Raw genomic sequence first — 26,073 nt, 5'->3', positions numbered from 1 at the left:
GTCTGCTTTGCCGTGGATGTCCCTGGAAGGAGGGGCAAGTAGGCTGGTACAAAGTTGTTGACAATATTGCTTGCCTTGGACAGGCGCACGGAGGTGGCGAAGCATGGAAACCCTGGGAGGTACCACGGCCCGGTCCCTTACGGTTGCCGAACTGGTGGATATGCTGAGGTCTGCCATCGTGGGCGGAGACCTGGTGCCAAACCAGCGCTTGGTGGAGGCGGACCTGGCCGCCGAATATGGAGCCAGCCGGGGAAACATTCGGGCGGCGTTGGCAGAACTGACGGTCGAAGGCTTGGTGGAGCGGGTCCAGAACCGCGGCGCCCGCGTGCGCGCTGTTTCCGTGGAAGAGGCGGTTGAGATCACCGAGGTCCGTGCCGCCCTCGAGGCGCTCTGCGCACGGAAGGCGGCCGAACGGATCACGGACGATGAAGCCGTCGAGCTTCAGGAGCTTGCCGGGCGGATGAAGGACGCCGTGGAACGCGGCGACCGGGACTCCTATTCGGAGTGCAACCAGATCCTGCATGCCAGGGTCATCGACATCAGCGCACAGCAAACGGCCGCAGCTACCATCCACCGGCTCCGCGGCCAGGCCGTTCGCTTCCAGTTCCGGCTCGCCCGGCAGCCTGGCCGGCCGGCAGTTTCGCTGCCCCAGCACCTCGCGATCATCGATGCCGTCTGCGCGCACAATCCGGATGCGGCCGCTGATGCGATGCGGGTGCACTTGGAAAGCGTCGCTGACGTCATCCGCTCAACGCACACCTAGGACGCGCCACCCCGCACAACGTGCGGTCCCGCCACGAGTGCTGAGGACCCGGCACACATGGTTACCCGGGAGTAAGTTACCTTGGACAGCAACTGATTCGAGGATGTGAGGGGTTTATGGACAGTCACGCGGCAGCTGTTCGGCCCGCCTTTTCGGCCATGAAGGTACTTGAGCTGGCGCGGTGCGCCATTCTCGTCCTGAGGCGGGAAGACGGGATTATCGTCTCGGCGAATCCGTCCGCGGAAAAACTGTTCGGGCGCGGCCCGGGAGAGCTTGACGAAGTACCTGTCACGTCCCTGCTTCCTGAGTGGAAGATGCAAACAACCACGGGTGTCGCCGGGGCCGCAAATGAACCCGCAGGCGACCCCGACGTTTTCCATACGCGTGGACAGTGGGTAGGGGGCCACAGCTTTACGGTTGAAGTCGGCTTCGGCGGATCGGGCCGGGACCCGTACGTGGTGCTCACCATTCGTGAACTGCGGGACCATGAGGGTGGAACGGCAGAGCTGCAGAATCTCGTCTCGCTGCTAAACGCGACGCTTGAGTCTACTGCTGACGGGCTCTTGGTCGTTGGAGTGGATGGCCGGATCACCGGCATCAACGCAAATTTTGCGTCTATGTGGAGGATTCCGCGCACCATGTTGGCGACCCACGACGATCAAGCAGTGATTGATCTGGTGGTAGAACAGCTGGAGGAACCGGACGCATTCCTGGCCAAGGTCCGGGAGCTTTATGACCAGCCGCAGGCCGAGAGCCTGGATGTTTTGGAGTTCAAGGACGGCAGGGTTTTCGAGCGTTTTTCCCGCCCCCAGATGATTGGGGATCGAATCGTCGGGAGGGTATGGAGCTTCCGGGACGTTACTGCGAAGCGGCAGGCTGAGGTCAAGGCCGATCAAGCCATGCGCGACCTTGCCAAAAGGGCAGATGACCTGCGGAGGCTCGCGTTTACCGATCCGCTGACTGGCTTGGGGAACCGGGCGCTGTTCAATGAGGAATTGCGAAGGGCATGCAGCTCCGGCGGTCCGCAGCATGCGGCGTTGCTGCTGTTGGACCTGGATGATTTCAAAGAGGTCAACGATGTCTATGGGCACCAGTCCGGAGACCGGATGCTCATCGAGCTCGCCCGACGTATCCGTGGCGTTATCCGTAACGACGACATTGTCGCCAGGATAGGGGGCGACGAGTTTGTCGTGATCATCCCAGACGGCTGCGACGCGGACAGTATCGCGGAGAGGCTCGTAGATCTGTCCCGTCGACCCATAGATGTGGGGGGTGTCCAGATCACGCCGAGCCTGAGTATCGGGATAGCACGGTCCGGTACTGACTGTCCTGGGCGGGATAGCGGCGAGGACCTCTTGCGGCGGGCCGATATCGCCATGTATGCGGCAAAAGCCGCGGGCAAGAGCCGTTTCGTGAGTTTCCAGCCAGAAATGATGAGCAAGCTCATCGAGCGCGCTGCACTGCAGGAGAACCTCCGAAAAGCACTTGCCACGGGCGCCGTTGTCCCCTTTTATCAGGTGGTGGTGGCGCGCAGCGGGGAAGTGGTCCAGCTGGAGGCGCTGGCCCGGTGGCAGCATGAGGGCAAGCTGCGATTGCCCTCCGACTTCATCTCCCATGCCGAAAGCACGGGCCTCATCCGGGACCTCGGTGCGGCCATGCTGACCAAAGCCTGCACGGACATGTCCGGATGGCTGGCGGAAGATGCCGGGCGCAGCATTGCAATCAACGTTTCGGGGCTGGAAATCCGCGACACGGAGTATGCGGGATCGGTGCTGCGGATTTTGCAGACCGCCGGGGTTGATCCGGGACAACTGGTTCTTGAGGTCACCGAGAGTGTGTTTCTCGGTGAGGAGACCGAAGTCATCACGCAGTTGGCGGAGCTTCGCCGCCGGGGCGTGAAGATTTCCGTGGACGATTTTGGTACGGGTTATTCATCCTTTGGCCGTCTGCACGAGCTGCCTGTGGACGCCGTTAAGCTGGACAAGTCCTTTACCCGGCTCATCACCGGCGGTGCCTACCACTCGCCAATCATGGTCTCCATGGTGGACATGGCGCACAACCTTGGCATGGCGGTTACCGCCGAAGGGATCGAAACCAACGAGCAGGCCGATTACCTGAATCGAATCGGGTGCGACTACCGGCAAGGGTATCTCTACGGCCGCCCGCAGGCCCTCCGTGATGTCCAGGCGGCCCTTCCGTACCTGACCAAGAAGGGCCGCAGGCTTCCGCCTGGCTAACGGCTCCGGGGGACCGGACCGGGTCGTGCAGCGGCGCCGAGCGGTACGGTTATCCCGACCGCCCGGCGCCACAGCTGTAACCATTCATCGTTCCCGGCCGGATTGGGTCCACTGTAATTCCTGGACTCCCGGCGTCTTCTCAGGTGCGTAGACGATTCACGCCATGACCGGGATTAGACCCTTTTCCGACGCAGGACCAGGGTGAGGAGACCGCCGAAGGCCAGGAACAGCAGGCCCACCAGCAACAAGCCGGTGTTCACCCCCGTGTTGGCCAGGACCGTCGGGGCTGCAGCATAGTTGGCCTGCATCGGAGCCGCTGCGGCGCGGATGTCAGCAGCGCCGGCCCCCGGCTGGGCCGCCGGAACCTCGGTGGACGGAGTGGTGACCGTCGGGGTGGTGATGGTCGGCGGGGTAACTACCGGAGGATTCACGACCGGAGGAGTAACCACCGGGGGGTTCACCACCGGCGGGGTCACAACTGGCGGCGTGACAACCGGGGGGTTCACTACTGTGGCCGTTGAATTACCGATCACGCCCACAGAGGTGGCGCCAAGGGAGACCGGAAGAGTGATCGGCGCGACCACTTGCGTTCCGGAGAGGACCCCGTCGGTTCCGCCGGTGGTAATGGGTCCAGCGGGTGCCGTCGTGGTGCCCGCGGTGCTGGAGCCCTCAACACTGGCGACGGAATCCCCGACCAGGCCCACGGACGTGGCCCCGAGGTTGATCGGTGCAGTTACAGGCGCCACTACCTGGGTTCCGGACGCGATGCTGTCACTACCGGTGGTGTTCGCGGCGGGTGCTGGAGCGGGGGCTGCCGGTGCCGTGCCCGAAGTGGCGGGGTTCTGGGTGCTTGCTGCCGAGTCGCCAACAGCGCCCACCGAGGTTGCCCCCAGGGTGATGGGAACGGTGATCGGCGCCACTACCTGGGTTCCGGACGCGATGCTGTCACTACCGGTGGTGTTCGCGGCGGGTGCTGGAGCGGGGGCTGCCGGTGCCGTGCCCGAAGTGGCGGGGTTCTGGGTGCTTGCTGCCGAGTCGCCAACAGCGCCCACTGAGGTTGCCCCCAGGGTGATGGGAACGGTGATCGGCGCCACTACCTGGGTTCCGGATGCGATGCCGTCGCCGCCGTTAGTGGATGCGGCGGGTGCCGGAGCGGGTGCCGCCGGTGCTCCGGCATTCTGTGTGCTCGCTGCGGAGTCGCCAACAAGTCCCAGCGAAGTGGCTCCGAGGTTGACCGGGATGTTGACCGGGGCCACCACCTGAGTGCCTGAAAGTAGCCCGTCATTTCCCGAGGTTGTGGTGTCTGCTGCGTTGGCGGCGGCACCGCCAAAGGCCAGCAGTCCGCCGGCAAATGCGGTGCCGAGCAGGCACCTGCGAATGTTGCGATGCATCATTTTAAGTTCTCCTGAAAAGTTGAATTGGGCATACTTCTTGGGCCCGGAAATGGCTCAGTTTCCGCACGTGAGTGCGCGGAGGGGCCTCAACTAATCAGGGGAAGATCCGGGGTCGAAGGACACCGGTGCCGGGGCTGCGAGCAGACGGCCCTCGATGGCGGCGGTACCCGCCGCAGGAACGTAGAAATGGTGGGCGTTGAGCCATGCGGGGACGGCCGGGCCGTTGCCCCCGGAGGAGCTGCTTCCGCCGGTAGTGGCACCCGGCACGCCCGGCAGGGAATCAGAAGGTTCATGGATTGGTGCGTGGTCCGGGCCGGCTTCGGCAAGTGCCGGGGCGTTTGCCACCGAATTCATTCGGGTGTCACAGGCCTGGCCGGTTCCGGGCAGGGCGTCTCCGAGAATCATCGCGGCTCGACCCGGCGCGGTGCCGGCAGCATCGGCGTTTGCGACCGTGACAGACGCATCCGCTTCGTGGCCTGCCTGCGGAAGGCCGGTCACGGAAGGAGCGGGGGTCGACGCCGGATCAGAGGTGAGAGTGTCGATGGCGTCGGTGACCACGGGGGGAACCGGGCCGGAGTCAGCCGGGTTAACGCCGGGAAGGGGAACGGCGTCGGTGACAGGTTCCACAACAGGCTCAAGGGGCTCAAGAACAGCGCCGGCAATTGGGGCCACGGTTCCCACCGCACGGTCCAGCACGGTACCGACAGTGCCGGCAACCGGGTCCACCACCGTGCCCACCGTCCCGGCAGGCACTACCCGGTTGACGACGGGAACGGCCTGCACCACCTGGTCGGCAAGTCCGGTGACGTCTTTCACCGCCGGGCCCAGGGATGGCGCGGGGATCGACGCCGGAACACTCGCGACAGGCGCATTGTCCGGACCGCCCTTGAGGGTGGCCTCCACCGGTTCCAAGGCACCTTTGGCTTGATGCGCAACGGTGGTGGTGACGGAGCGAAGGGATGATCCGACCGATCCGAGCATGGAATGCCGGGAGTCCGAATCGTCCGCACCGGTATCAGCAGAAGCGCCGCCGGCGGACAACGCTACCCAGGCGGCAGTAGCGGCGAGGGCAAGCAGGAGGGGGCGGAGAAAAGCCCACGGATTATGATGTGACTTCACTCAGAACGCCTCCCCCCAGAGATTGCTCTTACAAGCAGCACCAAGCATAGGCACAGGTCTTAGGCCAAGTCCAGCAAATAGAAAAACTAAGCAAGAGGGAACTTTCGCTTATGCCGGATCGTTTGCAGCTGTCGCCGGCGCGGCTTCCGCCCACGCCCGGTCCCTGTAGTCTCTGGCACATGGTGCAGCGGCTGAAGTACTCCTACGGCGCGGACCCCAGCCAATGGGGCGAGCTCTTCCTGCCAGATCCTCCCGCGGCCGGGCAGCTTCGGGGGGTAGTGGTGGTGATCCATGGCGGCTACTGGCGCTCAACATACGGGGCAGAACTTGGGGAGCCGCTTGCCGTAGATCTTGCCGAACATGGGATGGCCGCCTGGAACCTGGAGTACCGCCGCGCCGGCAACGGCGGCGGCTGGCCTGCCACCTTCCAGGATGTCCTGGCCGGGATCGACAAACTCGCTGAACTGGCAGGGCAGCACTCGCTTGACCTCGGCAAAGTGGTGGCCGTGGGCCATTCTGCCGGCGGACATCTTGCCGTCTGGGCGGCGGGCCGCGGGCACCTGGCCGGGCCGGGTCCGGGCGCGGAGCTCGCAGACCCCGGCGGCGTCCGCCTCGCCGGGGTGGTCAGCCAATCCGGCGTCCTGAACCTGGCCGAGGCCGAACGCCTGAACCTCAGCAACGGTGCGGCGGCCAACCTGCTTGGCGGATCGTCGTCGGAATTTCCCCGACGCTACCGCTGCGCCGACCCCATGGGCGCCCTGCCGCTGGATGTGCCGGTCTACGCGGTGCACGCAGAGGCGGACGACGACGTGCCGCTGGCCATGTCGGCGCTGTACGTGGACGCAAGCGGGGCCGGAGGCGTGCCGGCGCACCTGGTCATGGTGCCCGGTGACCACTTCGACCTGATCAATCCCAAGTCCCCGGCGTATGCGGTATGCCGCGAACTGGCGGCCCGGCTGCTGGGCTGACATGAACTGCTGAGCCGGCCCGCTTTCTGGCAGAGTATGACCATGCTCACAGTTATTGGCGAAGGCCTTGTCGACGTCGTCCAGCGTGCCTCGGGAATCGAGGCGCACGTCGGCGGCAGCCCCCTCAACGTCGCGGTCGGCCTGGCCCGGCTGGACCATCCGGTGCAGTTCATCGGCCGCTACGGCCGGGACGCCTACGGCGATTCTGTGGCTGCGCACCTTCGCGCCAGTTCCGTGATGCTGCCGCTGCCTCCGGATGAGTTGCCTACCAGCGTTGCCACCGCATTGATTGACGACGACGGCGCCGCCACCTACACGTTCGACCTCGCCTGGGAGCTGCCCGGCCTCGTGGACCGGCTCGGCTTCATGCTGCAGGGCACCACGCTTCTGCACACCGGCTCCATTGCCACCATGCTGGCGCCGGGCGCCGCCGAGGTGCTGGCCGCCGTCGAGCATGCCCACCCGTCCGCCACCATCAGCTTCGATCCCAACTGCCGCCCCAGCATCATCACCGATGTGGACTACGCGCGCCGGCAGGCGGAGAAGTTCGTCAGCCTGGCGGACGTGGTCAAGGCCTCGGACGAGGACCTGGAATGGCTCTACCCCGGCCAGGATGTGCTGGACTCCGCGCGCGCCTGGCTGGCGCTTGGCGGGGAGGAGGGCCCTGCCCTGGTGGTGGTCACCCGCGGCGCGGACGGGCCCTGGGGTATCTGCCGCGCCGGGGAAGCGTCGGTGCACGCACCCAAAGTGGAGGTGGCGGACACCGTGGGCGCCGGCGACTCGTTCATGGCCGCACTTCTCTCCGGCCTGGTTGACCGGGAGCTGGACGGCGCGCAGAACCGCGAGGAACTGCGCTGCCTGCCCGCCGAAGGGCTGGCCGAACTCCTGGCGCACGCTGCCCGTGCGGCGGCCGTCACGGTATCGCGCCCGGGCGCCAACCCGCCGACACGGGCTGAGCTGAACGCCGTAGGCGGGTAGCCGCTACCCTTCGTGGTTGTAGTACGGCCACGGCAGGAAGCGGCGCTCCCAGGAGTTCTCTGCCGGCTTGAAAACTAAGCATGCTTTCTATTAGTTTGGTGTCAGCTCCTCCGCCGGCCCCCCAACAGGCGGAGTGGTTGCCACGAAGGCCCCGCTCTACAACAACATGTATTGCGGGGCTCTTCGCTTTCCGCGCTTGCGCAGCAGGCGTCTTGGAACCAAACAGCAGAGGGAGTGTGCAATGGCTCAGGGCGATATCGAGACGTACTACGAAGACGGCCAGTGGAAGAACAAGCGCGAAGGCGCTGACCGCGCGTTTGGTGCCGGCTACGGCATCAAGGAAGAGGCGGTAGCCGCCGGTCGCGACGCCGCGAAAGCAGACAAGGTGGAACACGTCATCAAAAACCAGGATGGCCAGATCGGGGAGAAGTACAGCTACGGCAACGATCCCCGGAACGTCCCGGGCTGATTGGTTCACCTTCCCCGTGACGCCGCGGTGCCGGGGAAGGCAAGGAGGGCCGGTTCATGGATTTGAGCCGGCCCTCCTGTGTTCTCCCCGTGCGGCGACGCCGGTATGGGATGCTGGACCGGTGGACGATCCCGGCATGGAAGGCTTGGCCACCGCGCGCGCGGATGGCCGGTGGTTCGCGCGCGCTGATAACAAGGCGCGCAGGCCATGACGGTGAACGAGATGGTCCGAGACGCGGTCCTTGCCGGAACCGGACTGCCCATTCCAGGCCCGGACGGACATGTCGAAGTTCCGGCTGCGTCGGAACGCTTGCAGAACCTTGTTGAACTGGCCCGCACGGTCTGTGGCCAGCCCGTGACAGCCATCAACATCATCACCGAAGACCTCCAGTACCAGGCAGCCACCGCGGGCATGGAACCGTATCTGTGCACCAGGGAAGACTCGATGTGCGCGGTGGGGTTCCTTAGCGGTGAACCCACCGTCCTCGAGGACGCTTCCTTGGACCCCCGGTACCGCGAAAACCCCTACGTGGACGGCCGGCGCAGCAGTGTCAGGTTCTATGCCTCCATTCCGCTGGTGACCGACGACGGGTTTGTCCTTGGCACCCTTTGTGCCGGCGCCCGGGAAACCGGCCGGCTCAGCGGCGAACAACTCCGCGGCCTTGAAATCCTCGCCGCCCAAATCGTCGACGTCCTGCAATTGGAGCGCCGCGCACGCCGCCTGGCTGATGCGCTGGCCGAAGCCGAGCGGAGCAACACCCTCCTGGCGGAGTTTGCCGGCAGGATCAGCCACGACCTCCGCAACCCGCTGACCTCGATCCTCGGATTCGTGGAACTGGGCGAAATGGACGCAGAAGCAGGCGACGACGCCCGGCTTCCGGAGTACCTGGGCATCGTGGGCCGGACCGGCCGGCGTATGCTGGCGATGGTCGAGGACGTCCTGGCTTTCGCCACCATCGGCGGTGACCTGCAGCCGGCCGCGGTTTCCCTGGCGGATCTCGTGGGGGACGTCGTCGCGGACCTGGCCACCGCCGTGGAGGAGTCGGGAGCGTCCGTGGACTCGGGGGAGCTGCTATTTACCGCGGACCCGGTCCAGACCCGGGTTCTCCTGCAGAATCTCATCCACAACGCCCTGGCCTACAGCCGGCCTGGCGTCCCGCCGGTCATCCACATTACCGGCCACCGTGGCGAGGATGGTGCGGTCCTGCGCGTCATCGACAACGGCAAGGGCATCGCCTCCGGTGACCGCGAACGCGTGCTCGATCCGCTGGTGCGCCTTGACCGCCAGGGTGACCCGCCCGGATCAGGCTTGGGCCTGGCAACCTGTGCCCGGATTGCCGCTGCGGCCGGCGGACGACTTGACCTCGGTCCCGCCCCCGAGTCGGGGACCGTCGTCACCATTCACCTGGGACCGGGCAGCTAACCGGCTGCCCTCTGCGGGGAGCCCTCCTTGCGCGGGCGCCGCGTCGTCCTGGTTCGGGCGGCCCCGCGCTGTGAACGGCGCTCCGCAGGAGTCGCTGTAGGTGCACAAAACAACACCTGCGGAGCAATCAAGGGTAGGAGCTATTCCTTGCCGAGCCCGGCCGCCGAGGTCTTCTCGCCGGACACGCTGTTGAGCGCCCTCAGGTCGAAGATGCCGTTGATGTCGGCCTGCTTGGTGGTACCGGCGGTCACGCCGTCGGCCAGCAGTTTCTGGTAGGTTCCGGCAAGCGGGTCCACAGTGAAGACGATGTTCTTCAGGGACCGGTCAATGACATCCGGCTTCAGCTCCGCGCCGGCGGCTTCCTTCAAGGCGGAATTGATCACCGTGGCCTTGTCGGCGGCAGAGGCGTTGTTCAGCCACTCAACCGATTTCACGTGGCCCTTCAGCAGCGCCTTGACGGTGTCCGGGTGGTCCGCCGCGAACTTCTGGTTGACGATCAGGATGGTGGTGGGGAACTCGCCCGGCTTGCCCGAGAGGGAGCCGTCCCACAGGTCCTTTTCGTCCACCAGCACCTTGGCGCCGGCGTTCAGCACCAGGCGGGAGGCCCAGGGCTCGGGCAGCCAGGCGCCGTCGAGCTTTCCGTCCTGGAACAGCTTGAGGGTCTGGGCGTTCTCGGTGGGGTTGATGGCGACGTCGCCACTGCCGTCCACGTTCGTTTTGTAGCCCTGTGATGAGAGCCAGGCCCGAAGGGCGACGTCCTGGGTGCCGCCCAGCTGGGGGGATGCAAGGGTCTTGCCCTTGAGGTCTGCGGCGGAGGTGATCTCCGGCTTGACCACAAGCTGCGCCCCGCCGGCGGCGGCTCCGGCGATGATGCTCACCGATTGGCCTTGGCTCTTGACGAACGAGTTGATGGCCGGGTTGGGGCCGATATAGGTGGCATCGATGGCGCCTGCGTTCAGGGCTTCGATGGCGGCCGGACCGGCATTGAAGACCTGGGTGCTGAGTTTGGTGCTGCCCAGTTCCCCGGCGATAAAGCCTTTGCTGACGCCCACCAGGGCCGGGGCGTGCGTGACGTTGCCGAAATAGCCCAGCTTCAGCTCGGCTGCCGGATTGCCGGCCGGGGCGCTTTCCGGGGTTGCGGCCGGGGCGCCAGTGTTGACGGCTGAGGCGACGGCGGCGCCACCGCCAACCAGGGCCAGGATTGCGGCGGCAATGCCGATTTTCAGGCCCAGGGGGCGCTTGGGTTTGGCTGACTGGCCGGCCACGATGCGTGTGGACTTCTGCGGACCGTTGTCCTGCGGGTTGGTCATGGGGATTCCTTTGCTGGGGCGGATGCTGAGACGAGGTTACGGAGCGCCCACCAGGCCCACAATCGTTCGTGTCGTACTGGTTCACCCGGCGACGCGAACGCGCAACGTGGCGTCGCGAGGCGTCAAAAAACGTCGTGAAGCGTCTTTTTGCGGGTGGCAGCGCCAGCCCGGAAGCCACCTTATTTTGCTTGACGGTTAATTAGCTAATAAGTAAAATATAGGGATGGAGAAATTCTGGAGCCCCGCATGACAGTTGCGGAAGATCAGCGGCTCGACGCGATGTTCAGTGCGCTTTCCGACCCGACGCGCCGGGCCATCGTGATCCGGCTCGCCGCCGGCGACGCCACCGTCAACGAACTGGCGGAACCGTTCAACTTGAGCCTTCCGGGCATCTCCAAGCATCTGAAGGTTCTCGAGAGATCGGGATTGATCAGTCGAGGCCGGAAAGCCCAGTTCCGCCCCTGCCACCTGGAGTTGCAGGCCCTCGATGTCGCTGCCGGCTGGATCGAGGAGAACCGGCGCCTTTGGTCCGAGCGCTTCGACAAGCTCGACCAACACCTCCGCAACCTGCAGGAACCCCCGAATGGAGACCGCCATGAATGAGAACACCCTCCGCTTCACCCGCATCTTCGAGGCGCCACGGCAACTGGTCTTCAGCTGCATGGTCGAACCCGAGCATTTGACCCACTTCTGGGGTCCGGCCGGCGTCACCACGCCCTTGGACACAATCACCGTGGATGCCCGCGTCGGGGGTGCCTTCACCACCGTCATGGTCAACAACCGCGACGGCAGCACCTACCCGACCAGCGCACGGTACGTTGAGGTGACCCCGCCGGAGCGCCTGTCGTGGATTGAGGACCACTCGGGGATGACCGTGACCATCACCTTCACCGAGCTGGGATCGCGCCGTACCCAAGTCGACATCGAACAAACAAACGTTCCGGAGCCAATGCTCGATCCCGCCGCCCAGGCCGGATTCCTCACCTCGCTGGACCGCTTCGAGACCTACCTGGCACAGCACGCCGGAGCCCACCGATGAGTGCGGACAGCTACTCCATGGCGAACATAGCAGCCGAGCGGCGGGCCTTTACCAAAATCCTGGAAGTGCTGCCGCAACAGGCGTGGGACGCCGCCTCGCTCTGCGCCGGCTGGCGCGTGCGGGAAGTCGTCGCGCACATGGCCATGCCCCTGCGCTTCTCCACCCCACGGTTCATCGGCGAGTTGCTCCGCTCGCGCGGCAACTTCGCCCGCATGGCGGATCGGGTCGCCCGCCACGACGCCCAGGAGCCGGTCAGCACCTTGCTTCACCGCTGGCGCGCGAACGAGGACACGCTGTGGAAACCGCCCGGCGGTGGACTCCAGGGAGCCCTTACCCACGACATCGTCCATGGCCTGGACATCACCATCCCGCTCGGCCTCAAACACCCGGTCAGTGATGCAAGCCTCCGCACGGTACTCGACCATGCGACCAGCCCCCTCAGCCGGAAGCATTTCCGGCTTGACCTGGCCGGCGTCCGGCTCGAAGCCACCGACCTGGACTGGGCCTTCGGCGACGGCGAGCCCCTCCGCGGCGCCGCCCACCACCTCCTGATGGTGCTCATGGACCGCCGGCTGCCCAGCGGGGCCCTCGACGGCGGGGCAACTGCCCGGTTCACCACCGCCTGATCCTGCCCAGCCCCGGTGCGTTCCAGGAGAGCTGCGGGGATTTGCATCCATGCGCGAAATCACGCACAAAGGGGACACGTCTATTTTTTTGATGCCCTGCCATTTCCAGCAGAGGCGTCCTGAAATAGTCTGGGATTTGCCACACAATTTCGGTGTGGCGATTCAGCAGGCCACTGCGACGTTTTACCGGCCGTGCTGATGAACGGAAGCGGCATGGGGGCCTGGAACGGGAGGTAGGGGTGTATTCCTTGCAGTAGGCCCGGCTAAGGCGCCGTACTGCACATGCAGCAGTTCCAGCCAATAACAATGCAGGAGAAATTCATGTTGCTTTGGATCGCTATTATCATCGCCGTTCTCTGGCTCCTCGGACTGCTCGCCAATATTGGCGGCGGGCTCATCCACATCCTTTTGGTGGTTGCCGTGGTAGTCCTGATCTTCCACTTTGTCCGCGGCAGGTCCCGCGCCTGATGGCCACGAGGGTCCCCGCCGCCGGCCTTGGTGCCGCCGGCGGGGACCCGAAGGTCAGGCGGCCTTGACCAGCGGCAGTTCGTCCCAGTGGGTTGTGTACCGGGGTGAACGCATATTGCGCTTCATGGTCCAGTCAAGGCCGGACTTGACGCCTGCGTACCCCAATCCAATGGAACCGCGCCCAAAGCGGCGGCTGACGTCCTCCAGCAGCGGCCCGATGCCGCGTTCCTCGTGCCGGTTCTCGAAAGGCTCCAGCGGTGGCTGGTTGCCGGTGGGCCGAAGATCGGTCAGCATCAGGCCCGCCTTCGCATACCTGAGCCCTTCCCGGATTTTCGGCAGCAGAGCGTGCGCGGCCCTGGTGAGCAGGAGCGGATCCGCGGTGGGCATGGGAAGCCGGACGCACACCGTAGGATACGCCTGCTCCTGGTTCCGGAACGGCGAGGTGGCTGCGAACGCCGTCAGCACCTTTGCCTGGAGGCCGTGTTTGGACAGCCGTGCGCTCGCCTGCTGGCTGTAAATGCCCAGCACCTCCCGCACACCGGCAGAGGTGGTCACCGGGGTGGCGAACGAGCGGGAAAAGATCAACTGGTCGCGGCCAACGCGCTCCTCCTCCATGGGAATGCAGGCAGTGCCGCGCAGTTCGAGGACGGTGCGCATCAGCACCACCGAAAACTTGCCCCTGATCGCCACCGGGTCGGCGTGCATCAGGTCCAGCACGGTAAAGATCCCCATGGCATTCAGGCGCTTGGCCAGGCGCCCGGCGACGCCCCAGATCTCGTCCACGGGCAACCGGCCCATCAAGCCCTCCCGCACCGGCGGCGGCACTGACTCCCAGAGGCACACCCCGCCAAATGCGGGATTGTTCTTGGCCCACTTGTTGCACAGCTTGGCCAGTGTTTTGGTGGGAGCTATCCCTACGCACACCGGAACCCCGACGTGGCGCAGCACGGCCTCCTTGATCCGGCGGCCAAGGACCAACAGCTGGTCCGGTTCGCCCTTGACGCCGAGGAACGCCTCGTCAATGCTGTAGACCTCCAGCCACGCCGAGTAGCGGCCGAGAAGTTCCATGACGCGGGCGCTGATGTCCCCGTACAACTCATAATTGCTGGACTTGGCCACCAGGCCCCATTCCTTGGCCCGCGGCGCGAGCTTGAACCAGGGCTCCCCGGTGGAGATGCCGAGGGCTTTCGCCTCGGGGGACCGGGTAACCGCGCAGCCGTCATTGTTGGACAGGACCACGAGCGGCCGGCCCTCCAGGGAGGGATCGAAGGCGCGCTCCGCCGACGCGTAGAAGCAGTTGACGTCCACATGGGCGATCTGCGGCATCCTCCGCATGGGGGCCGGCTTAGCCACGATGCACTTCACACATGATGGAGGCACCGGGTGGCAACGCCCCAGATGGTCAGCTCGGACAGGGCCGGTACCCGGATGTCCGGATACCGCGGGTTTTCCGCCTGCAGCACCACGCCGTTGCCGGTGATGCGCAGGCGCTTGACCGTCAGTTCTCCGTCCAGGACGGCGATCACCACAGACCCGTCCCGCGGTTCCAGGGCCCGGTTCACAATGAGTTCATCGCCGTCGCTGATGCCCGCGCCTTCCATGGAGTCCCCGGTTACCCGGACCACGAACGTGCTGGTGATGTCCTTGATCAGGTGGGCGTTCAGGTCGATCCGGCCATCGAAGTAGTCCTGTGCGGGCGACGGAAACCCCGCCGCCACTGCCACGGGCGAGATCAGCACCGATAACAAGGAGACGCCCGCATCTATCACGCGGGGACCAATAATAACGCCCACAACACACCTTTATTCGAATATATGTTCGATACTTCAGTGTAGCCCCGCAGGCCGACAACGGGAGCCGGCGGCCAACGTAGACTTGCAGGATGCGGTTGGTTGCGAGCGATATTGACGGAACGATCCTTGGGCACGACGGAAAAATCAGCCCGCGCACCATACGCGCCTTCCACGCCTGCCGGGATGCCGGCGTCGAACTGGTCTTCGTCACCGGGCGCCCTCCGCGCTGGCTGCACCCGCTTGAGGAGCAGCTGGGCCACGCCGGACGGGTGATCTGCTCCAACGGTGCCGTCGTCTGGGACCTGGAAGCGGACCAACTGGTATCCGCCCGTGCGCTGGCCACCGCTGCTGTCCTGGAAATCCGCCGCGTCATCAAGGAACTCCGTCCCGCCGCGCTGTTCGCCGCCGAAACGCTCACCGGGTTCCACCTTGAGCCGGGCTTCATCGAAAACGAATCCAGCGAACTCCTCGCCGAATTCACTCCGGCGCCGCTCCATGAAACGCTCACCGGGGACGATTCCGTGGTTAAATTCCTGGCCATTGTCCGGGAGGGCACCCCGGACGACTTCCTCGCCGAGGTGGCGCCCGCCGTCGAACACCTGGCCGCCGCCACGCACTCCTCGCCCGGCGTCGCCATGCTGGAACTGTCCCTCCCGGGCGTTAACAAGGCCGTCACCCTGGCCGAGTACGCGGCCGCACTGGGCATCGATGCCGCCGACGTGGTCGCCTTCGGCGACATGCCTAACGACATCGAAATGCTCCGCTGGGCGGGGCACGGTTACGCGATGGCCAGCGGCCACCCCGAGGCCATCAGGGCGGCGGGCCGGCAGGCACCGCACTTTGACGACGACGGCGTGGCCCAGGTCCTGGAGGCCAGGCTGGCAGCCTTGGGCGTCCAGTTTTCCTGACTCCCGCCCCGTACTTCCAGCTGGCGCTCACCTGGCGTTTACCTTTCGTCTGTACCGTCAAGGCTGGAGGGTTCGCCCCTCACCGGCCGGCTCACAGGGGGTTCCGATGGCACGAAGCGTCAAACAGGGCGCAGCAAATGCGCCGCTGCGCAAGGCAACGCCTGATCCGTACTGGAAACAGTTGCGCCAGGGCGACAGGGTCCGCGTCCTGCTGTCACCCGGCTTCCAAGCGAGCGGGGTAGTGGACACCATTACCGCAGACCACAGCGCCGTCTGGGTCCACCTGGATGGCGGCCGCGGACGCGTCCTGCTGCACTGCGGCGACGGCGTGGACATCCTGCCCTGCGGCGAGACCGACTGCCGGGACTGACGGTGCGGGCCTCGGGTACGCTCGCAGGGTGACCCTGCCCTTTTTCCAACACCCCGACGACGCCGGGCGGCAGCTTCCCATCGCCATGGCCCACCGGGGCTTCTCGGTGGACGGGCTGGAAAACTCCATGGCCGCGTTCCGCGCCGGCATCGAACTCGGCTTCCGCTACCTCGAAACGGATGTCCACACCACGGCGGACGGCGTGCTGCTGCTGTTCCACGATGAATTCCTGGACCGGGTGACCGACGGCAGAGGCAGGGTCGGAGATCTTGCCGCCGCAGAGGTGGCGAAGGCGCGGATCGACGGCCGTGAACCCATTCCCACGTTCGACGAGCTGGTCACCGGCCTGCCGGAGGCCAGGCTGAACCTCGACGTCAAGGACTGGGATTCGGTGCGGAGCACTGCCGCCGCGATCGAGCGGCACCAGGTGCACCACCGGGTGCTGGTCACCAGCTTTTCGGACCGGCGGCGGCGGGCGGTGCTGAAGCTGCTCAGCCGGCCGGTGGCCTCCTCCGCCGGCGTGGCCTCGAATGCCCTCTTCACCCTCCTGGGACCTGTCCTTCCGCGGGCGGCCTTCCGCCGGATCATGCGCCGGCCGCTCCGCGATATCCAGGCATTGCAGGTTCCCGTGCGGTACGGACGTGTCCCCGTGGTCACCGCAGGCTTCATCCGCCGCGCCCACGACCTTGGCCTTGTGGTGCATGTCTGGACCATCAACGAGGCCGCTGAGATGCACCGCCTCCTCGAGCTGGGGGTGGACGGCATCGTCACGGACCGTGCGGACCTGCTGCGCGAGGTGCTCAGGGCACGCGGCCAGTGGCCGCCGGCGCAGGAACCCCGGTAGGTTCCGTGCCGGCTACTCGCCGGGGCTGGCCAGGTGGCGTTCCAGGCCGTCCACATCCAGGCGGGTGTTCCAGTTGGCCCAGTCCTCAGGCCGTACCGAGGGGCGGCCCAGCAGGTAGCCCTGGCCGGCGCTGATGCCGAGTTCCGTCAGGACTTTCAGCTCGCCCACTGTCTCAATGCCTTCGGCCACCAGGGTGATGCCGATCTGGTCCGTGAAGTCCACCAGGCAGGCGGCGAGGGCGCGCTGGACACCGTCTTTGTCCACGTCACCGATCACGTTGCGGCCCACCTTGAGGAAGTCCGGGCGCAGGTGGATCATGCGGCTCAGGGCGCCGGCGCCGGTGTGGGTGTCGTCCACGGCGATCCGGAGGCCCTTCTCGCGGAGGGGATTGAGTGCGGAGATGAACTGAAGGTATTCCTCTTCCGGAATGTCTTCCGTCAATTCGAGCACCACCCGGTTGATGGGGAGCTCGATGTGCTCGAACAGTTCGGGCAGCCGCGGGTCCATGCAGGACGTGGGGGAGATGTTGAGGGACACGTAGAGGGAACCGGGCAGGTCACGGGCAGCTGCTGCAGCCGAGCCAAGGGCTGAGAACTCGAGGTTCGCGCCCAGGCCCACGGCCTCTGCCTCGGCAAACCAGAGTTCCGCGGTGGCGCCGTCGTCGCTGACGAAGCGCGAGAGCGCCTCCACACCCACCACGGCCTTTCCTTCCAGCCCGTAGATGGGCTGGAAGGCGGTCATCAGCATGTGGTTTTCCAGCAGGGCGCTGATCCGGGAGGCGCTGCGGATGGCGTCCAACTGTTCGGCCAGCTTCGGTGGCAGTACGGGCGGCGCCAGGCGCATCTGCCGTACGGATTCAATGGTTTCCGCCGTGTTGGCGTCGCTCCTCCGGGCCTCCAGGAGATATTCCAGCAGGGCCCGCTCGGGCACGCCGGGATTCTCATCGAGGCTGTCGCTCAGCCGCTGCCGGACAGCGGCCCCCGCGGGATCCGTATCCGAGAGTACTGCGGCGATAATTCCCCATGCTTGTACACGAACCGACATTAGCTACGCCCCCAGTTGACGAAGTAATGACCCATTGGCCCATTAATGTTCAATTTCAAAAACGCCTTTTAGAGTCCGGTGCTGCTGTGAGACCTGAAATTCCGCGGCGACGAAAAAGCCCGACACCGCACGCTGATCGTATAACGGCGGCCACAAAAGCGCAGTAGTTTGCGCACTACTGGTTAGCGCTTTCCGCCCGCTCTTTCAATAAACCTGGAATCTGGTCGGGCGGGACCGGCCGGCCGAAGTAGTAGCCCTGGGCGCTGCGGCAGCCCAGGCTGCGAAGGATTTCCGCCTGCTCCGCCGTTTCCACGCCCTCCCAGACAGCTTCCAGCCCGCAGGCACGCACCAGCTGGAGGACTGCTGCCACCAGGCCCGGCTGGCTGGGATCGCTCTCCAGTCCGGTGATCAGCGACCGGTCAACCTTGACCCGGTCCACCGGCAAACGGCGGAGGTAGCTGATGGATGAGTAGCCCGTGCCAAAATCGTCAATTTCAATGCCCACGCCCAGGCCCCGCAGGCCGCCCAGCGAGTATCGGTCCAGCTCATTGCCCTTGACGATTGCCACTTCCGTCAGTTCCAGGACCACCTGGTCGGGCCGCACGCGGGTTTCTTTCAGGACGTTGCGCACGTCCTCGATGAACTGCAGGCTTTGGAGGTCCGTGGCGGAGATGTTGATCCGCACGGAGAAATCGCTGTCCACCAGCGAGCTGTCGATCCATTCCCGCAGCTGCCACACAGCGGTCCTGAGGACCCACAGGCCCAGCTCGGAGATCAGCCCCGCCTCCTCCGCCAGCGGGATGAACTCGTCCGGCATGATGAAGCCCCGGGTGGGATGGTTCCAGCGGACCAGCGCCTCCACGCCCTCGACGCGTCCGGTGTTGAGCTCAACCACCGGCTGGTAGTAGAGGGTCAGGCCATCCTCCTTGATGGCTGCGCGCAGGTCATCCACCAGCTGGCTGCGGAGGCGCCGCATCAGCAGCAGCGCGGGTTCGAACCGGTGCAGCTTGTTCTGGCCCTCCGCCTTGGAGGCGTACATGGCGACGTCGGCCTCCATCAGCATGTCCTCCGGGCTCTGGCCTTCGCTGCCCAGGCTGAGCCCGATGCTGGCACCGCAGCGCACGCTGCGGCCGGGGAGCTCGATGGGTTCGCTGAGCGCCGCCAGGATGCGGTGCGCCACGATGGCGGCCTGGTCCGGTGATGCCGTGGGCATCACGATGGCGAATTCGTCCCCGCCCAGGCGGGCTACGACGTCGGAAACGCGCACCGCGCCCCGCAGCCGTTCGCCCACGGTCACCAGCACCTGGTCGCCGGCGGTATGTCCAAGGCTGTCGTTGATCGACTTGAACGAGTCCAGGTCCATCAGCAGGATTGCCGGGCACTCGCCGGCCGGTTCCAGGGTCCTTCCGTCCACGGCCAGCAGCGCGGTCCGAAGGGCTTCGATGAGGGCGGACCGGTTTGCCAGGCCGGTCAGGGGGTCCTGCATCGCCATTTTCTGCATTTCCAGGTGGGCTTCGTGCAGCAGTTGGGTCCGGACCTGGACCCGCTGTTCGAGTTCCTGGTAGATGATCTCCAAGTCCTCGGCGAGCAGGTTGGTGCCCATGATGATGGCGTCCAGTTCGTCCCGGGCGGGGGAGACCTCAATCCGGGAGGTGAGGTCGCCGGAAGCGAGCCGGACAATGCCTTCCAGCAGCTGGGAAAGCCGGGGGTCGTCGTCGGCAAACATTGCCAGTCCTCCTTCCCGCTTAGTTGACCTGGGCGTGGTCGGTGCCTAGGGGAAGGCTGACCGTCACCGTGGTCCCGGCGCCCAGGGTGGAGGCCACATCGATGCTGCCGCCGTGGCGGTCCACGATGTCCTTGGAGATGGCCAGGCCCAGGCCGGTGCCCGGGATGGCCCCGTTCATGGCGTTGGAGGCCCGGTAGAAGCGGGTGAACACATGGTTGATCTCGTCGCTGGAAATGCCGATTCCGGTGTCGGCGATCCGGACAGTGGCCCATTTGGATCCGTCGGCACCGGCGTAGGACTCACTGCCCACCTCGATGCGTCCGCCGCTGGGGGTGAACTTGATGGCGTTGGACACCAGGTTGGTGAAGACCTGCTGGAGTTGTACTTCGTCGGCAAGGATCTCCGGATCCTCTGGAACGGGATCGACGTCGATGGTGACGTTCTGCAGCGTGGCCAGCGGCCGCAGTGCGGCGGCCACCAGGTCAAGGGTCTGTCCCAGGCGTACGGGCGCCAAGTGCATCACGGTGTCATCCAGTCCGCCACGCGAGACGCTGAGCATATCCTCGATGAGCGTCCGCAGCCGTTCGGTGTTGCGGACCACGATGTCCAGCATCTGGTGGACTTCCTTGGATACCGGGTGTTCAGTGCTCTCCTGGATCATGTCCAGGTACGCCATGATCGAGGTCAGCGGCGTCCTCAGCTCGTGGTTCACGGTGGCCAGGAAGTCCGTCTTTGCCTTGTCGAGTTCCCGCAGCTGTTTGACCACCTGCTGCTGGCTGTTGATCAGGTGGCTCTGGATCAGTCCGTACGCGGCGTTGCCCGCCACGTGCTGGATCAGCCCGAGCTCGGCGCTGGACCAGGTCCTGGGCCGCTCCATCATGGCGATCCAGATGATGCCCAGGGACGAGTTTCCTTCGCCGATGGGAACTGCCAGGGTGGAGGCGGCCCCGGCTACAGCGGGTGCGGGCCTCGCGGGGGCATCCGCATCGGCCTCGCTGCCGTCGGCAGACAGCGTTTCCGTGCCCGCCCAGAGCGCATCCGCCGTGGCACGGGCTTCGTCCTCGCCAGGCAGGGCTTCGGGGCGCAGCTCCACGAGCCCGCGCCGGCGCCAGGTGGCCGTGATCACCGGGACCCTGTGGTCCTCGAAGGTGGAAAGGACAACGTAATCGGCCTTGAAGGTCCGGCCGAATCCGGCCACGACGTGGTCGGCAATTTCCTGGGGATTGTTGGTGGCGCGCACCGCCGCGGACACTTCACGCAGCTGTTCGCGGAGCCCCTCCGCCTCCTCCCGTGACGCGCGGCGGCGGGATACCTGCTCGATAAGGACCGACGCGCGGTGGACCAGTTCCTGCGGTGCGGGCGGCTTGGTGATGCAGTCGTGGATGCCGGGCGGGTTCGCTGCCCCAATGTCCGCCGGATCGTCCAGGTCCACCATCACCAGGACCGGGGCAGTCGTCCGGACCGCTGACAGCGGCGCGTCCACGACGATGATGGAAGGCTCGCCGGCAGCCAGCAGCCGGGCCAGGGACGCGGCGTCGGCGGCTTCCAGGACGGTGTAGCCGGCCTTCCGCAGGGCGTGTGCGTTAAGGGCCAGGCGCCCGGCGTCGGGATCGGCCACGACGGCGGTGCGGGGCAGGCGCACATCACTCGGGACAGCCGTCACAGTGCTCCCTTCCCTCCCAGTTGAGTACATTGTAGGGGGATGCAGGGTGCCGGGGGCCACTACGTCCGTCCCGCGCCCCAACCGCCGCCCCGCGCCGGGGCGCGCCGTAATGTAGCGCAAGGTGCGCCGCCTGCGGGAGCGGGAACATATATTTGAGCCGTGTCCTCCCGAACCAAATCGACGTCGTCCGCCTGGCGGAAGTACTTGTTGATCCCCAAGCTCGTCAGGCTGTCCCGGAGTGCTCCGAAGGACCGGCATAAGGCGTGGGACCAGTATTGGGCCGGTATCACCGCCACGGGCCCGGGCGGCGAGGTCCTGTGGGATTCGGGCAGCGACCACGAGTTCCTCGGCTACCGGGACAACCTCCTGCGCTACCTGGACCCGGCCCTCCCGGTGGTGGACGCCGGTTGCGGCCACGGCGGTTTCACCCGGGCGCTCGCGGGTGTCTTTCCGCGGGTAATTGGCGTGGATGTGTCGCCGCACGCGGTTGACATAGCGCGGCGGCAGTCCGCAGGAGCTGCCAACCCTGCTTTCGAAGCGCTCGACATGACTGCACCGGGCGCCGGCGCTGCCCTGGCAGAGTCAATCCATGCGGGTGCTGATGGCGCCAACGTCTTCATTCGCGGAGTCCTGCACGTCCTCGATCCCGCCCACCAGAAGGCGCTCGTGGAAAACCTGGGGACCTTGGCCGGCAACCGCGGCACCGTCTTCATGGCGGAAACCAACTTCCACGGGAACCCGGTGGAGTACGTGTCCCACCTCGGTGCCACCACGCGCGGCATCCCGGCGCCGCTGGAACTGGCCATCCGCGGGCTGCCGATGCCCGGCCACTTCGGCCCCGAAGAACGCGAACGGGCGTTCCCGCCGTCGGACTGGGAACTCCTGGAAGACGGCCACGCTGCCATCGAAACCAATCCGGTCACGGGCGTCCCCGGGCAGGACCGGGTGCCCGGATATTACGCGGTGGTCCGGCCCCGGCGGTAGCGCGCTGGGCCTGCTTTTCCGCACGTTTCCGCAGGCCTGTGGGTATCTCCGCAGGCCATCCACACAGTCCTGGCGCGGGTCCTTGACATGGAGCGGATCCGGAGGCTCTATGGTAAGTACGCTTATCAATTGGCCGCAGGAAAGGAAAGAGCTGTGGCAGGGGACCAAGGCAACAGCACCCGTCAGTTCATTCCGTCCGGGGCCCTCCGCAGGCTGCTGCTCCCGCCCACCTACGGGCGGCATGGCACCGAGGTTGCCGAATTCACCATCCTGTCCGTGGAGGTGTGGGCGTCCGGGCTGGTGGTCAACATCCACCTGCCCTCGGACGGTGCGCCCGAGCCGCGGCTCACGCTCCAGGATCACTTCGGGACCGAATACACCCTGCAGGATTCGGCCACGGTGGGCACCCGCAACCTGCAGGTCTTTACCCCGTCGGTGCCGCCCGGCACCAGAAGCCTGACCGTCAGGTCCGCGGACGAAGACGACCGGCCCGTGGTGACATTCGCCGTGCCGTTGATGGCCGTGCCCGAGAGCCAGCCCACCCTGGCCGCCGGACCACGCGGGCGCTCCAGCGGCACCGACGGGCCCTACGAGCCGGAACTCCGCCGCCCCGCCTGACCTGCTACCCCGCCTGCCCCCGATGAAAGGCCCGCCATGCCGGACACCAGCAATTTCACGCCTACCGCTGCCATCGTCACTGCCTCCGATTCCGGGATCGGCAAGGCCACCGCGGTGGCGCTCGCGCGCGCCGGCCTGGATGTTGGCGTCACCTGGCATACGGACAGGGCGGGTGCCGAGGGTACTGCCGAGGAAGTTCGGAGCCTGGGCCGGAGGGCCGTAGTCCGGCAGCTGGACACCACCGAACTCCGTGCTGCCGCCGGAGTCATCGACGACCTCGCCGGGGAGCTGGGTGGCCTGGACGTCTTTGTGAACAACGCCGGCACCGGGGCGAACACCAAGTTCTTGGACATGGGCATCGACGACTGGATGCGGATCCTGGATACCAACCTCAACGGGGCCTTCGTCTGTCTGCAGGCCGCGGCCCGGTACATGGTCCGCGCCGGCAGCGGCGGGCGCCTGATTGCGGTGTCCAGCGTCCATGAGTTCCAGCCCCGCGTCGGCTCCTCCGCCTATGATGCCTCCAAGCACGGCCTCGGCGGCCTCATGAAGACGCTTGCCCTGGAACTGGGCCAGTACGGCATCACGGCCAACACGGTGGCCCCAGGCGAGATCGCCACGCCCATGACGGGGCAGGAGGACCAGGACCCGACGACGATCAGGCGGCCCGGTGTCCCGCTCGGCCGGCCGGGGCACGCGCGGGAGATCGCCGACGTCATTGCGTTCCTCGCCTCGCCCGCCTCCAGCTACGTGACCGGTGCGGCCTGGGTGGTGGATGGCGGAATGCTGCAGATGGGACCGCAAGCGGGCTCCCACCTCGCCGGCGACGACTGGCGCCAGGGGTAACAGCACTACCGGCGCCCTGGGCGTCCGTATTACGATGGCAAGCGCTTTCCCGGCGGATGCTGGCATGATGGAGCGCATGCGCATTCTTATTGCTCCGGACAAATTCAAGGGGTCCCTCACGGCGGCAGAAGCGGCCGCCGCCATCGCCGAAGGGGCACTGCGGGTCTACCCGGATGCCGTGGCCACCCAGTTCCCCATCGCCGACGGCGGGGAGGGGACCCTGGAGGCCGCCGTCGCGGCCGGGTACGAGGAGCGGCTCAACGCCGTGGTCGGACCGATCCTTGCTCCCGTCGGCGCCGCCTGGGCCATCCACAAAGGGGCCGACGGCACGGTCACGGCAGTGATCGAGACGGCCCAGGCGTCCGGACTGGCCGACATGGAACCGACCCCTGCCAACGCCTTGCGCGCCCACAGCTACGGCTGCGGCCAGCTCATCGCCGCCGCCCTGGACGCGGGCGCCACCGAGATCGTGCTGGGCCTGGGCGGTTCGGCAATGACCGACGCCGGGAGCGGCGCCCTGCGCGCCCTGGGATTGAAGCCGCTTGATGGTGCCGGGAATGTGGTGCCGCTGGGCGGCGGGTCGCTGGCCGACGTCGTGTCCCTGGATACCTCCGGGCTGGACCCGAGGCTCGCGGCCACCACCTTCCGGATCGCCGTGGACGTCCGCAACCCGCTGTATGGACCGTCCGGTGCAGCCCACGTCTTCGGCCCCCAGAAGGGTGCGGACCCGGAAGCTGCCGAACTGCTCGACGCCGGCCTGCGCAACTGGGCATCCATACTGCGGGAAGTGACGGGCCGGGACGTGAACGTCCCCGGGGCGGGCGCCGCCGGCGGCTTCCCGGCGTCGTTCCTTGCCTTCACCGACGCCACGCTGGAGGGCGGCTTCGCGCTGGTGGCCGGCCTGACCGGCCTGGCCGGCCAGCTGGACAGCGCAGACCTGGTGATCACGGGGGAGGGGTCCATGGATTCGCAGTCGCTGACCGGCAAAGCGCCGATTGCGCTCGCGGATGCAGCCCGGGAGCGCGGGATTCCGGTCATCGTGGTGGCCGGCCGGATCCGGGTGACCCTCGAAGACCTCGCCGGGCATGGCGTGGTGGCAGCGGCGCAGTTGCTGGACGTGGCAGCGAGCCCGGACGACGCCGTCGCCAACGCGGGCAAGTACCTCGCCTGGGCAACAAGCCAGGTGCTCGAAGGCGCCTAGCCGGCCAGGGGTTGCAGGGGCCCAAGTCCGCCTTACTGCGCCTTGCCGGGAGGGAGCGGGGCGGGCTTCCCCGAAGCCCGCTTGTTGAGTCGGAATGGAACGAATACCAACAGCACCACCATGATGCCCAGCAAAGCTCCGCCGGCGGTAACTCCGGCCGAGCGCCCGGCCGCGACGTCGAAGACGAGGGCTGCCGTGCCCGCGCTGAGCAGGGCGATGCCGCCAAGGGCAATCTTGGTGATGGTGTCCGCGCTGGACACCAGTGTTTCCTTCAACCGTTTGCGGAACAGCCTGCGGTGCACGCTCACCGGAAGGAGGATGAAGGCGGTGGTCAGGGCCGCCACCACGACGTTCGCGAGGTAGAGGGCCACCTCTACGCCATCAAGCGTTTCAAAGCGCTGCTGGAACGGCAGCGTCAGCAGGAAGCCGGCCAGGATCTGCACCCCGGTCTGGAGCACGCGAAGCTCCTGCAGGAGTTCTGCCCAGTTGCGGTCCAGCTGCTCCTCGCGGGTCTCATTCCGTCCCGTCCGGCCCGTGTAGTCCTCAACATCGGACACCGGCGCTCCTTCCTTGCAGGCCAAGTACCAGGTCTTCTTTCTACTCCTCCCGTGCCCGGAAACAAGGCATCCCGTTGCACTTGCACCCATATTTGATAAGTTTGCTGATTATCACCCGCAGTTGGCACACAGGAGGAAGCATGACGCAGGAAAACCAGCAGGCTGAACCCGAGTCCGCCCCGGGCGGTTACGGCACCCCCACTGCCGAGCAGGAAGCGGCCGGTACGCAGGGCCAGGGGTCCGGTGGCGGGTCTTCCGCCGGCGCGGACACCAACGAACCGCAGCAGGGAGCGGCCCAGGAACCCGTGCCCCACGACATGGACCTTCCGTCCAGCGCCGCGGAAATCGATGAGTCGAATGACGATTCCCAAGGTTCGGCGCCGGTTTCCTCCGAATCCGGCGAGGAAGCCACGGGCCTTCCGGACGGCAGCGGAAACGACCTCCCGCAGGAGGAATCGCCCAATGACGACGACGAGAGCTTCGACGCCGGATAAAGCGCCTTGAGACGGTGGCCCTTGGATCAGGTACTGGTTCCAGGGGCCACCGTTTTCTGCTGTATGGGCCTATGCTGTATCGGCCTCCGTGGGAGTTGTTCGACGCCGGTGCCATCTGCACGGACCCGGGCGAGCTGGACATGGCCGTGCGTGGTCGAGAAAGACTCCGTGTGGCCGTCATTGGCGGACAGGAAGATGGTTTCGCCATCAGGATGCGATCCACACCTCGCAC

General features: G+C 66.2%; 27 protein-coding genes. 18 read left to right on the top strand and 9 right to left on the bottom strand.

Features of this window, described 5'->3' with window-relative positions; translation table 11 throughout:
* Window positions 1-103 precede the first annotated feature (103 nt).
* Both DFO47_RS08685 and DFO47_RS08680 read left to right on the top strand, forming a co-directional pair.
* Complete coding sequence (locus DFO47_RS08685) at window positions 104-763, top strand: GntR family transcriptional regulator (protein ID WP_133831354.1); 660 nt, start codon at window positions 104-106, stop codon at window positions 761-763.
* Between the two features lie 116 nt (window positions 764-879).
* On the top strand, window positions 880-3,000 hold the full coding sequence (locus DFO47_RS08680) for a bifunctional diguanylate cyclase/phosphodiesterase (RefSeq protein WP_133831353.1): 2,121 nt from the start codon (window positions 880-882) through the stop codon (window positions 2,998-3,000).
* 173 nt (window positions 3,001-3,173) lie between these two features.
* Here DFO47_RS08680 and DFO47_RS08675 read toward each other — a convergent pair whose 3' ends face one another.
* On the bottom strand, window positions 3,174-4,394 hold the full coding sequence (locus DFO47_RS08675; protein WP_133831352.1) for a chaplin family protein: 1,221 nt from the start codon (window positions 4,392-4,394) through the stop codon (window positions 3,174-3,176).
* Window positions 4,395-4,484: 90 nt separating this feature from the next.
* Window positions 4,485-5,513: a hypothetical protein gene (locus DFO47_RS08670; protein WP_133831351.1), complete on the bottom strand. Its 1,029-nt coding sequence runs from the start codon at window positions 5,511-5,513 to the stop codon at window positions 4,485-4,487.
* A gap of 179 nt (window positions 5,514-5,692) precedes the next feature.
* Between DFO47_RS08670 and DFO47_RS08665 the strand changes: the two genes are divergently transcribed.
* The 4 genes from DFO47_RS08665 (at window position 5,693) to DFO47_RS08650 (ending at window position 9,350) form a co-directional block, all read left to right on the top strand.
* Entirely contained in the window at window positions 5,693-6,481 is a 789-nt protein-coding gene (locus DFO47_RS08665) for an alpha/beta hydrolase (RefSeq protein WP_208294379.1), read from the top strand.
* Between the two features lie 36 nt (window positions 6,482-6,517).
* Entirely contained in the window at window positions 6,518-7,459 is a 942-nt protein-coding gene (locus DFO47_RS08660; protein WP_347876400.1) for a carbohydrate kinase, read from the top strand.
* A gap of 241 nt (window positions 7,460-7,700) precedes the next feature.
* Window positions 7,701-7,928 (top strand): DUF2188 domain-containing protein, encoded by a 228-nt coding sequence (locus DFO47_RS08655; RefSeq protein ID WP_018762732.1) that lies wholly within the window; start codon window positions 7,701-7,703, stop codon window positions 7,926-7,928.
* Window positions 7,929-8,135: 207 nt separating this feature from the next.
* Window positions 8,136-9,350, top strand: coding sequence for a GAF domain-containing sensor histidine kinase (locus tag DFO47_RS08650; RefSeq protein WP_133831349.1), 1,215 nt, complete (start codon window positions 8,136-8,138; stop codon window positions 9,348-9,350).
* A gap of 140 nt (window positions 9,351-9,490) precedes the next feature.
* On the opposite strand, the gene DFO47_RS08645 is transcribed toward DFO47_RS08650, so the two are convergent.
* Complete coding sequence (locus DFO47_RS08645; protein ID WP_133831348.1) at window positions 9,491-10,660, bottom strand: ABC transporter substrate-binding protein; 1,170 nt, start codon at window positions 10,658-10,660, stop codon at window positions 9,491-9,493.
* Window positions 10,661-10,906: 246 nt separating this feature from the next.
* Here DFO47_RS08645 and DFO47_RS08640 point away from each other — a divergent pair, with 246 nt between their 5' ends.
* From DFO47_RS08640 to DFO47_RS08625, 4 genes are all read left to right on the top strand, one after another.
* Complete coding sequence (locus tag DFO47_RS08640; RefSeq protein WP_133831347.1) at window positions 10,907-11,263, top strand: metalloregulator ArsR/SmtB family transcription factor; 357 nt, start codon at window positions 10,907-10,909, stop codon at window positions 11,261-11,263.
* The gene (locus tag DFO47_RS08635; RefSeq protein WP_166651689.1) at window positions 11,256-11,699 is read left to right on the top strand and encodes an SRPBCC domain-containing protein; all 444 of its coding nucleotides are present in this window, start codon (window positions 11,256-11,258) and stop codon (window positions 11,697-11,699) included. Before DFO47_RS08640 ends, DFO47_RS08635 begins: the two co-directional genes overlap by 8 nt.
* 17 nt (window positions 11,700-11,716) lie before the next feature.
* Window positions 11,717-12,325 (top strand): maleylpyruvate isomerase family mycothiol-dependent enzyme, encoded by a 609-nt coding sequence (locus DFO47_RS08630; RefSeq protein ID WP_208294378.1) that lies wholly within the window; start codon window positions 11,717-11,719, stop codon window positions 12,323-12,325.
* A gap of 321 nt (window positions 12,326-12,646) precedes the next feature.
* On the top strand, window positions 12,647-12,793 hold the full coding sequence (locus DFO47_RS08625) for a lmo0937 family membrane protein (protein ID WP_109044233.1): 147 nt from the start codon (window positions 12,647-12,649) through the stop codon (window positions 12,791-12,793).
* Window positions 12,794-12,847: 54 nt separating this feature from the next.
* Here the strand turns inward: DFO47_RS08625 and DFO47_RS08620 are convergent, their stop codons facing one another.
* A complete protein-coding gene (locus tag DFO47_RS08620; RefSeq protein ID WP_026264843.1) occupies window positions 12,848-14,128 on the bottom strand; it encodes a Y-family DNA polymerase in 1,281 nt (426 codons plus the stop codon).
* Window positions 14,129-14,154: 26 nt separating this feature from the next.
* On the bottom strand, window positions 14,155-14,586 hold the full coding sequence (umuD, locus tag DFO47_RS08615; protein ID WP_026264842.1) for a translesion error-prone DNA polymerase V autoproteolytic subunit: 432 nt from the start codon (window positions 14,584-14,586) through the stop codon (window positions 14,155-14,157).
* 89 nt (window positions 14,587-14,675) lie between these two features.
* Between umuD and DFO47_RS08610 the strand changes: the two genes are divergently transcribed.
* The 3 genes from DFO47_RS08610 (at window position 14,676) to DFO47_RS08600 (ending at window position 16,708) form a co-directional block, all read left to right on the top strand.
* Window positions 14,676-15,494 (top strand): HAD family hydrolase, encoded by an 819-nt coding sequence (locus DFO47_RS08610; protein ID WP_109044109.1) that lies wholly within the window; start codon window positions 14,676-14,678, stop codon window positions 15,492-15,494.
* Between the two features lie 106 nt (window positions 15,495-15,600).
* Window positions 15,601-15,864: a hypothetical protein gene (locus DFO47_RS08605; RefSeq protein ID WP_133831344.1), complete on the top strand. Its 264-nt coding sequence runs from the start codon at window positions 15,601-15,603 to the stop codon at window positions 15,862-15,864.
* Between the two features lie 28 nt (window positions 15,865-15,892).
* Complete coding sequence (locus tag DFO47_RS08600) at window positions 15,893-16,708, top strand: glycerophosphodiester phosphodiesterase (RefSeq protein ID WP_133831343.1); 816 nt, start codon at window positions 15,893-15,895, stop codon at window positions 16,706-16,708.
* 12 nt (window positions 16,709-16,720) lie between these two features.
* Here DFO47_RS08600 and DFO47_RS08595 read toward each other — a convergent pair whose 3' ends face one another.
* From DFO47_RS08595 to DFO47_RS08585, 3 genes are all read right to left on the bottom strand, one after another.
* Window positions 16,721-17,752 carry an EAL domain-containing protein gene (locus DFO47_RS08595; RefSeq protein WP_243835398.1) on the bottom strand — a complete coding sequence of 344 codons (1,032 nt, stop codon included), beginning with the start codon at window positions 17,750-17,752 and terminating at the stop codon, window positions 16,721-16,723.
* Window positions 17,753-17,927: 175 nt separating this feature from the next.
* The gene (locus DFO47_RS08590; protein WP_018762711.1) at window positions 17,928-19,478 is read right to left on the bottom strand and encodes an EAL domain-containing protein; all 1,551 of its coding nucleotides are present in this window, start codon (window positions 19,476-19,478) and stop codon (window positions 17,928-17,930) included.
* Window positions 19,479-19,497: 19 nt separating this feature from the next.
* Entirely contained in the window at window positions 19,498-21,141 is a 1,644-nt protein-coding gene (locus tag DFO47_RS08585) for an ATP-binding protein (protein ID WP_243835396.1), read from the bottom strand.
* A gap of 207 nt (window positions 21,142-21,348) precedes the next feature.
* On the opposite strand from DFO47_RS08585, the gene DFO47_RS08580 reads away from it, so the two are divergent.
* The 4 genes from DFO47_RS08580 (at window position 21,349) to DFO47_RS08565 (ending at window position 24,790) form a co-directional block, all read left to right on the top strand.
* A complete protein-coding gene (locus DFO47_RS08580; protein WP_133831457.1) occupies window positions 21,349-22,125 on the top strand; it encodes a class I SAM-dependent methyltransferase in 777 nt (258 codons plus the stop codon).
* Between the two features lie 153 nt (window positions 22,126-22,278).
* Window positions 22,279-22,743 carry a hypothetical protein gene (locus tag DFO47_RS08575; RefSeq protein WP_133831341.1) on the top strand — a complete coding sequence of 155 codons (465 nt, stop codon included), beginning with the start codon at window positions 22,279-22,281 and terminating at the stop codon, window positions 22,741-22,743.
* Between the two features lie 36 nt (window positions 22,744-22,779).
* The gene (locus DFO47_RS08570) at window positions 22,780-23,589 is read left to right on the top strand and encodes an SDR family oxidoreductase (protein ID WP_133831340.1); all 810 of its coding nucleotides are present in this window, start codon (window positions 22,780-22,782) and stop codon (window positions 23,587-23,589) included.
* A gap of 76 nt (window positions 23,590-23,665) precedes the next feature.
* Window positions 23,666-24,790, top strand: coding sequence for a glycerate kinase (locus DFO47_RS08565; protein WP_133831339.1), 1,125 nt, complete (start codon window positions 23,666-23,668; stop codon window positions 24,788-24,790).
* Window positions 24,791-24,822: 32 nt separating this feature from the next.
* On the opposite strand, the gene DFO47_RS08560 is transcribed toward DFO47_RS08565, so the two are convergent.
* Window positions 24,823-25,347 carry a DUF6328 family protein gene (locus DFO47_RS08560; RefSeq protein ID WP_109044102.1) on the bottom strand — a complete coding sequence of 175 codons (525 nt, stop codon included), beginning with the start codon at window positions 25,345-25,347 and terminating at the stop codon, window positions 24,823-24,825.
* Window positions 25,348-25,487: 140 nt separating this feature from the next.
* Here DFO47_RS08560 and DFO47_RS08555 point away from each other — a divergent pair, with 140 nt between their 5' ends.
* A complete protein-coding gene (locus tag DFO47_RS08555; RefSeq protein ID WP_133831338.1) occupies window positions 25,488-25,841 on the top strand; it encodes a hypothetical protein in 354 nt (117 codons plus the stop codon).
* Window positions 25,842-26,073 lie beyond the last annotated feature (232 nt).

Source organism: Arthrobacter sp. AG258 (assembly GCF_004364695.1).
Classification (GTDB): domain Bacteria; phylum Actinomycetota; class Actinomycetes; order Actinomycetales; family Micrococcaceae; genus Arthrobacter.
The sequence above is the reverse complement of the archived record's forward strand: the minus strand, read 5'-3'. Positions and strand labels throughout refer to the sequence as shown.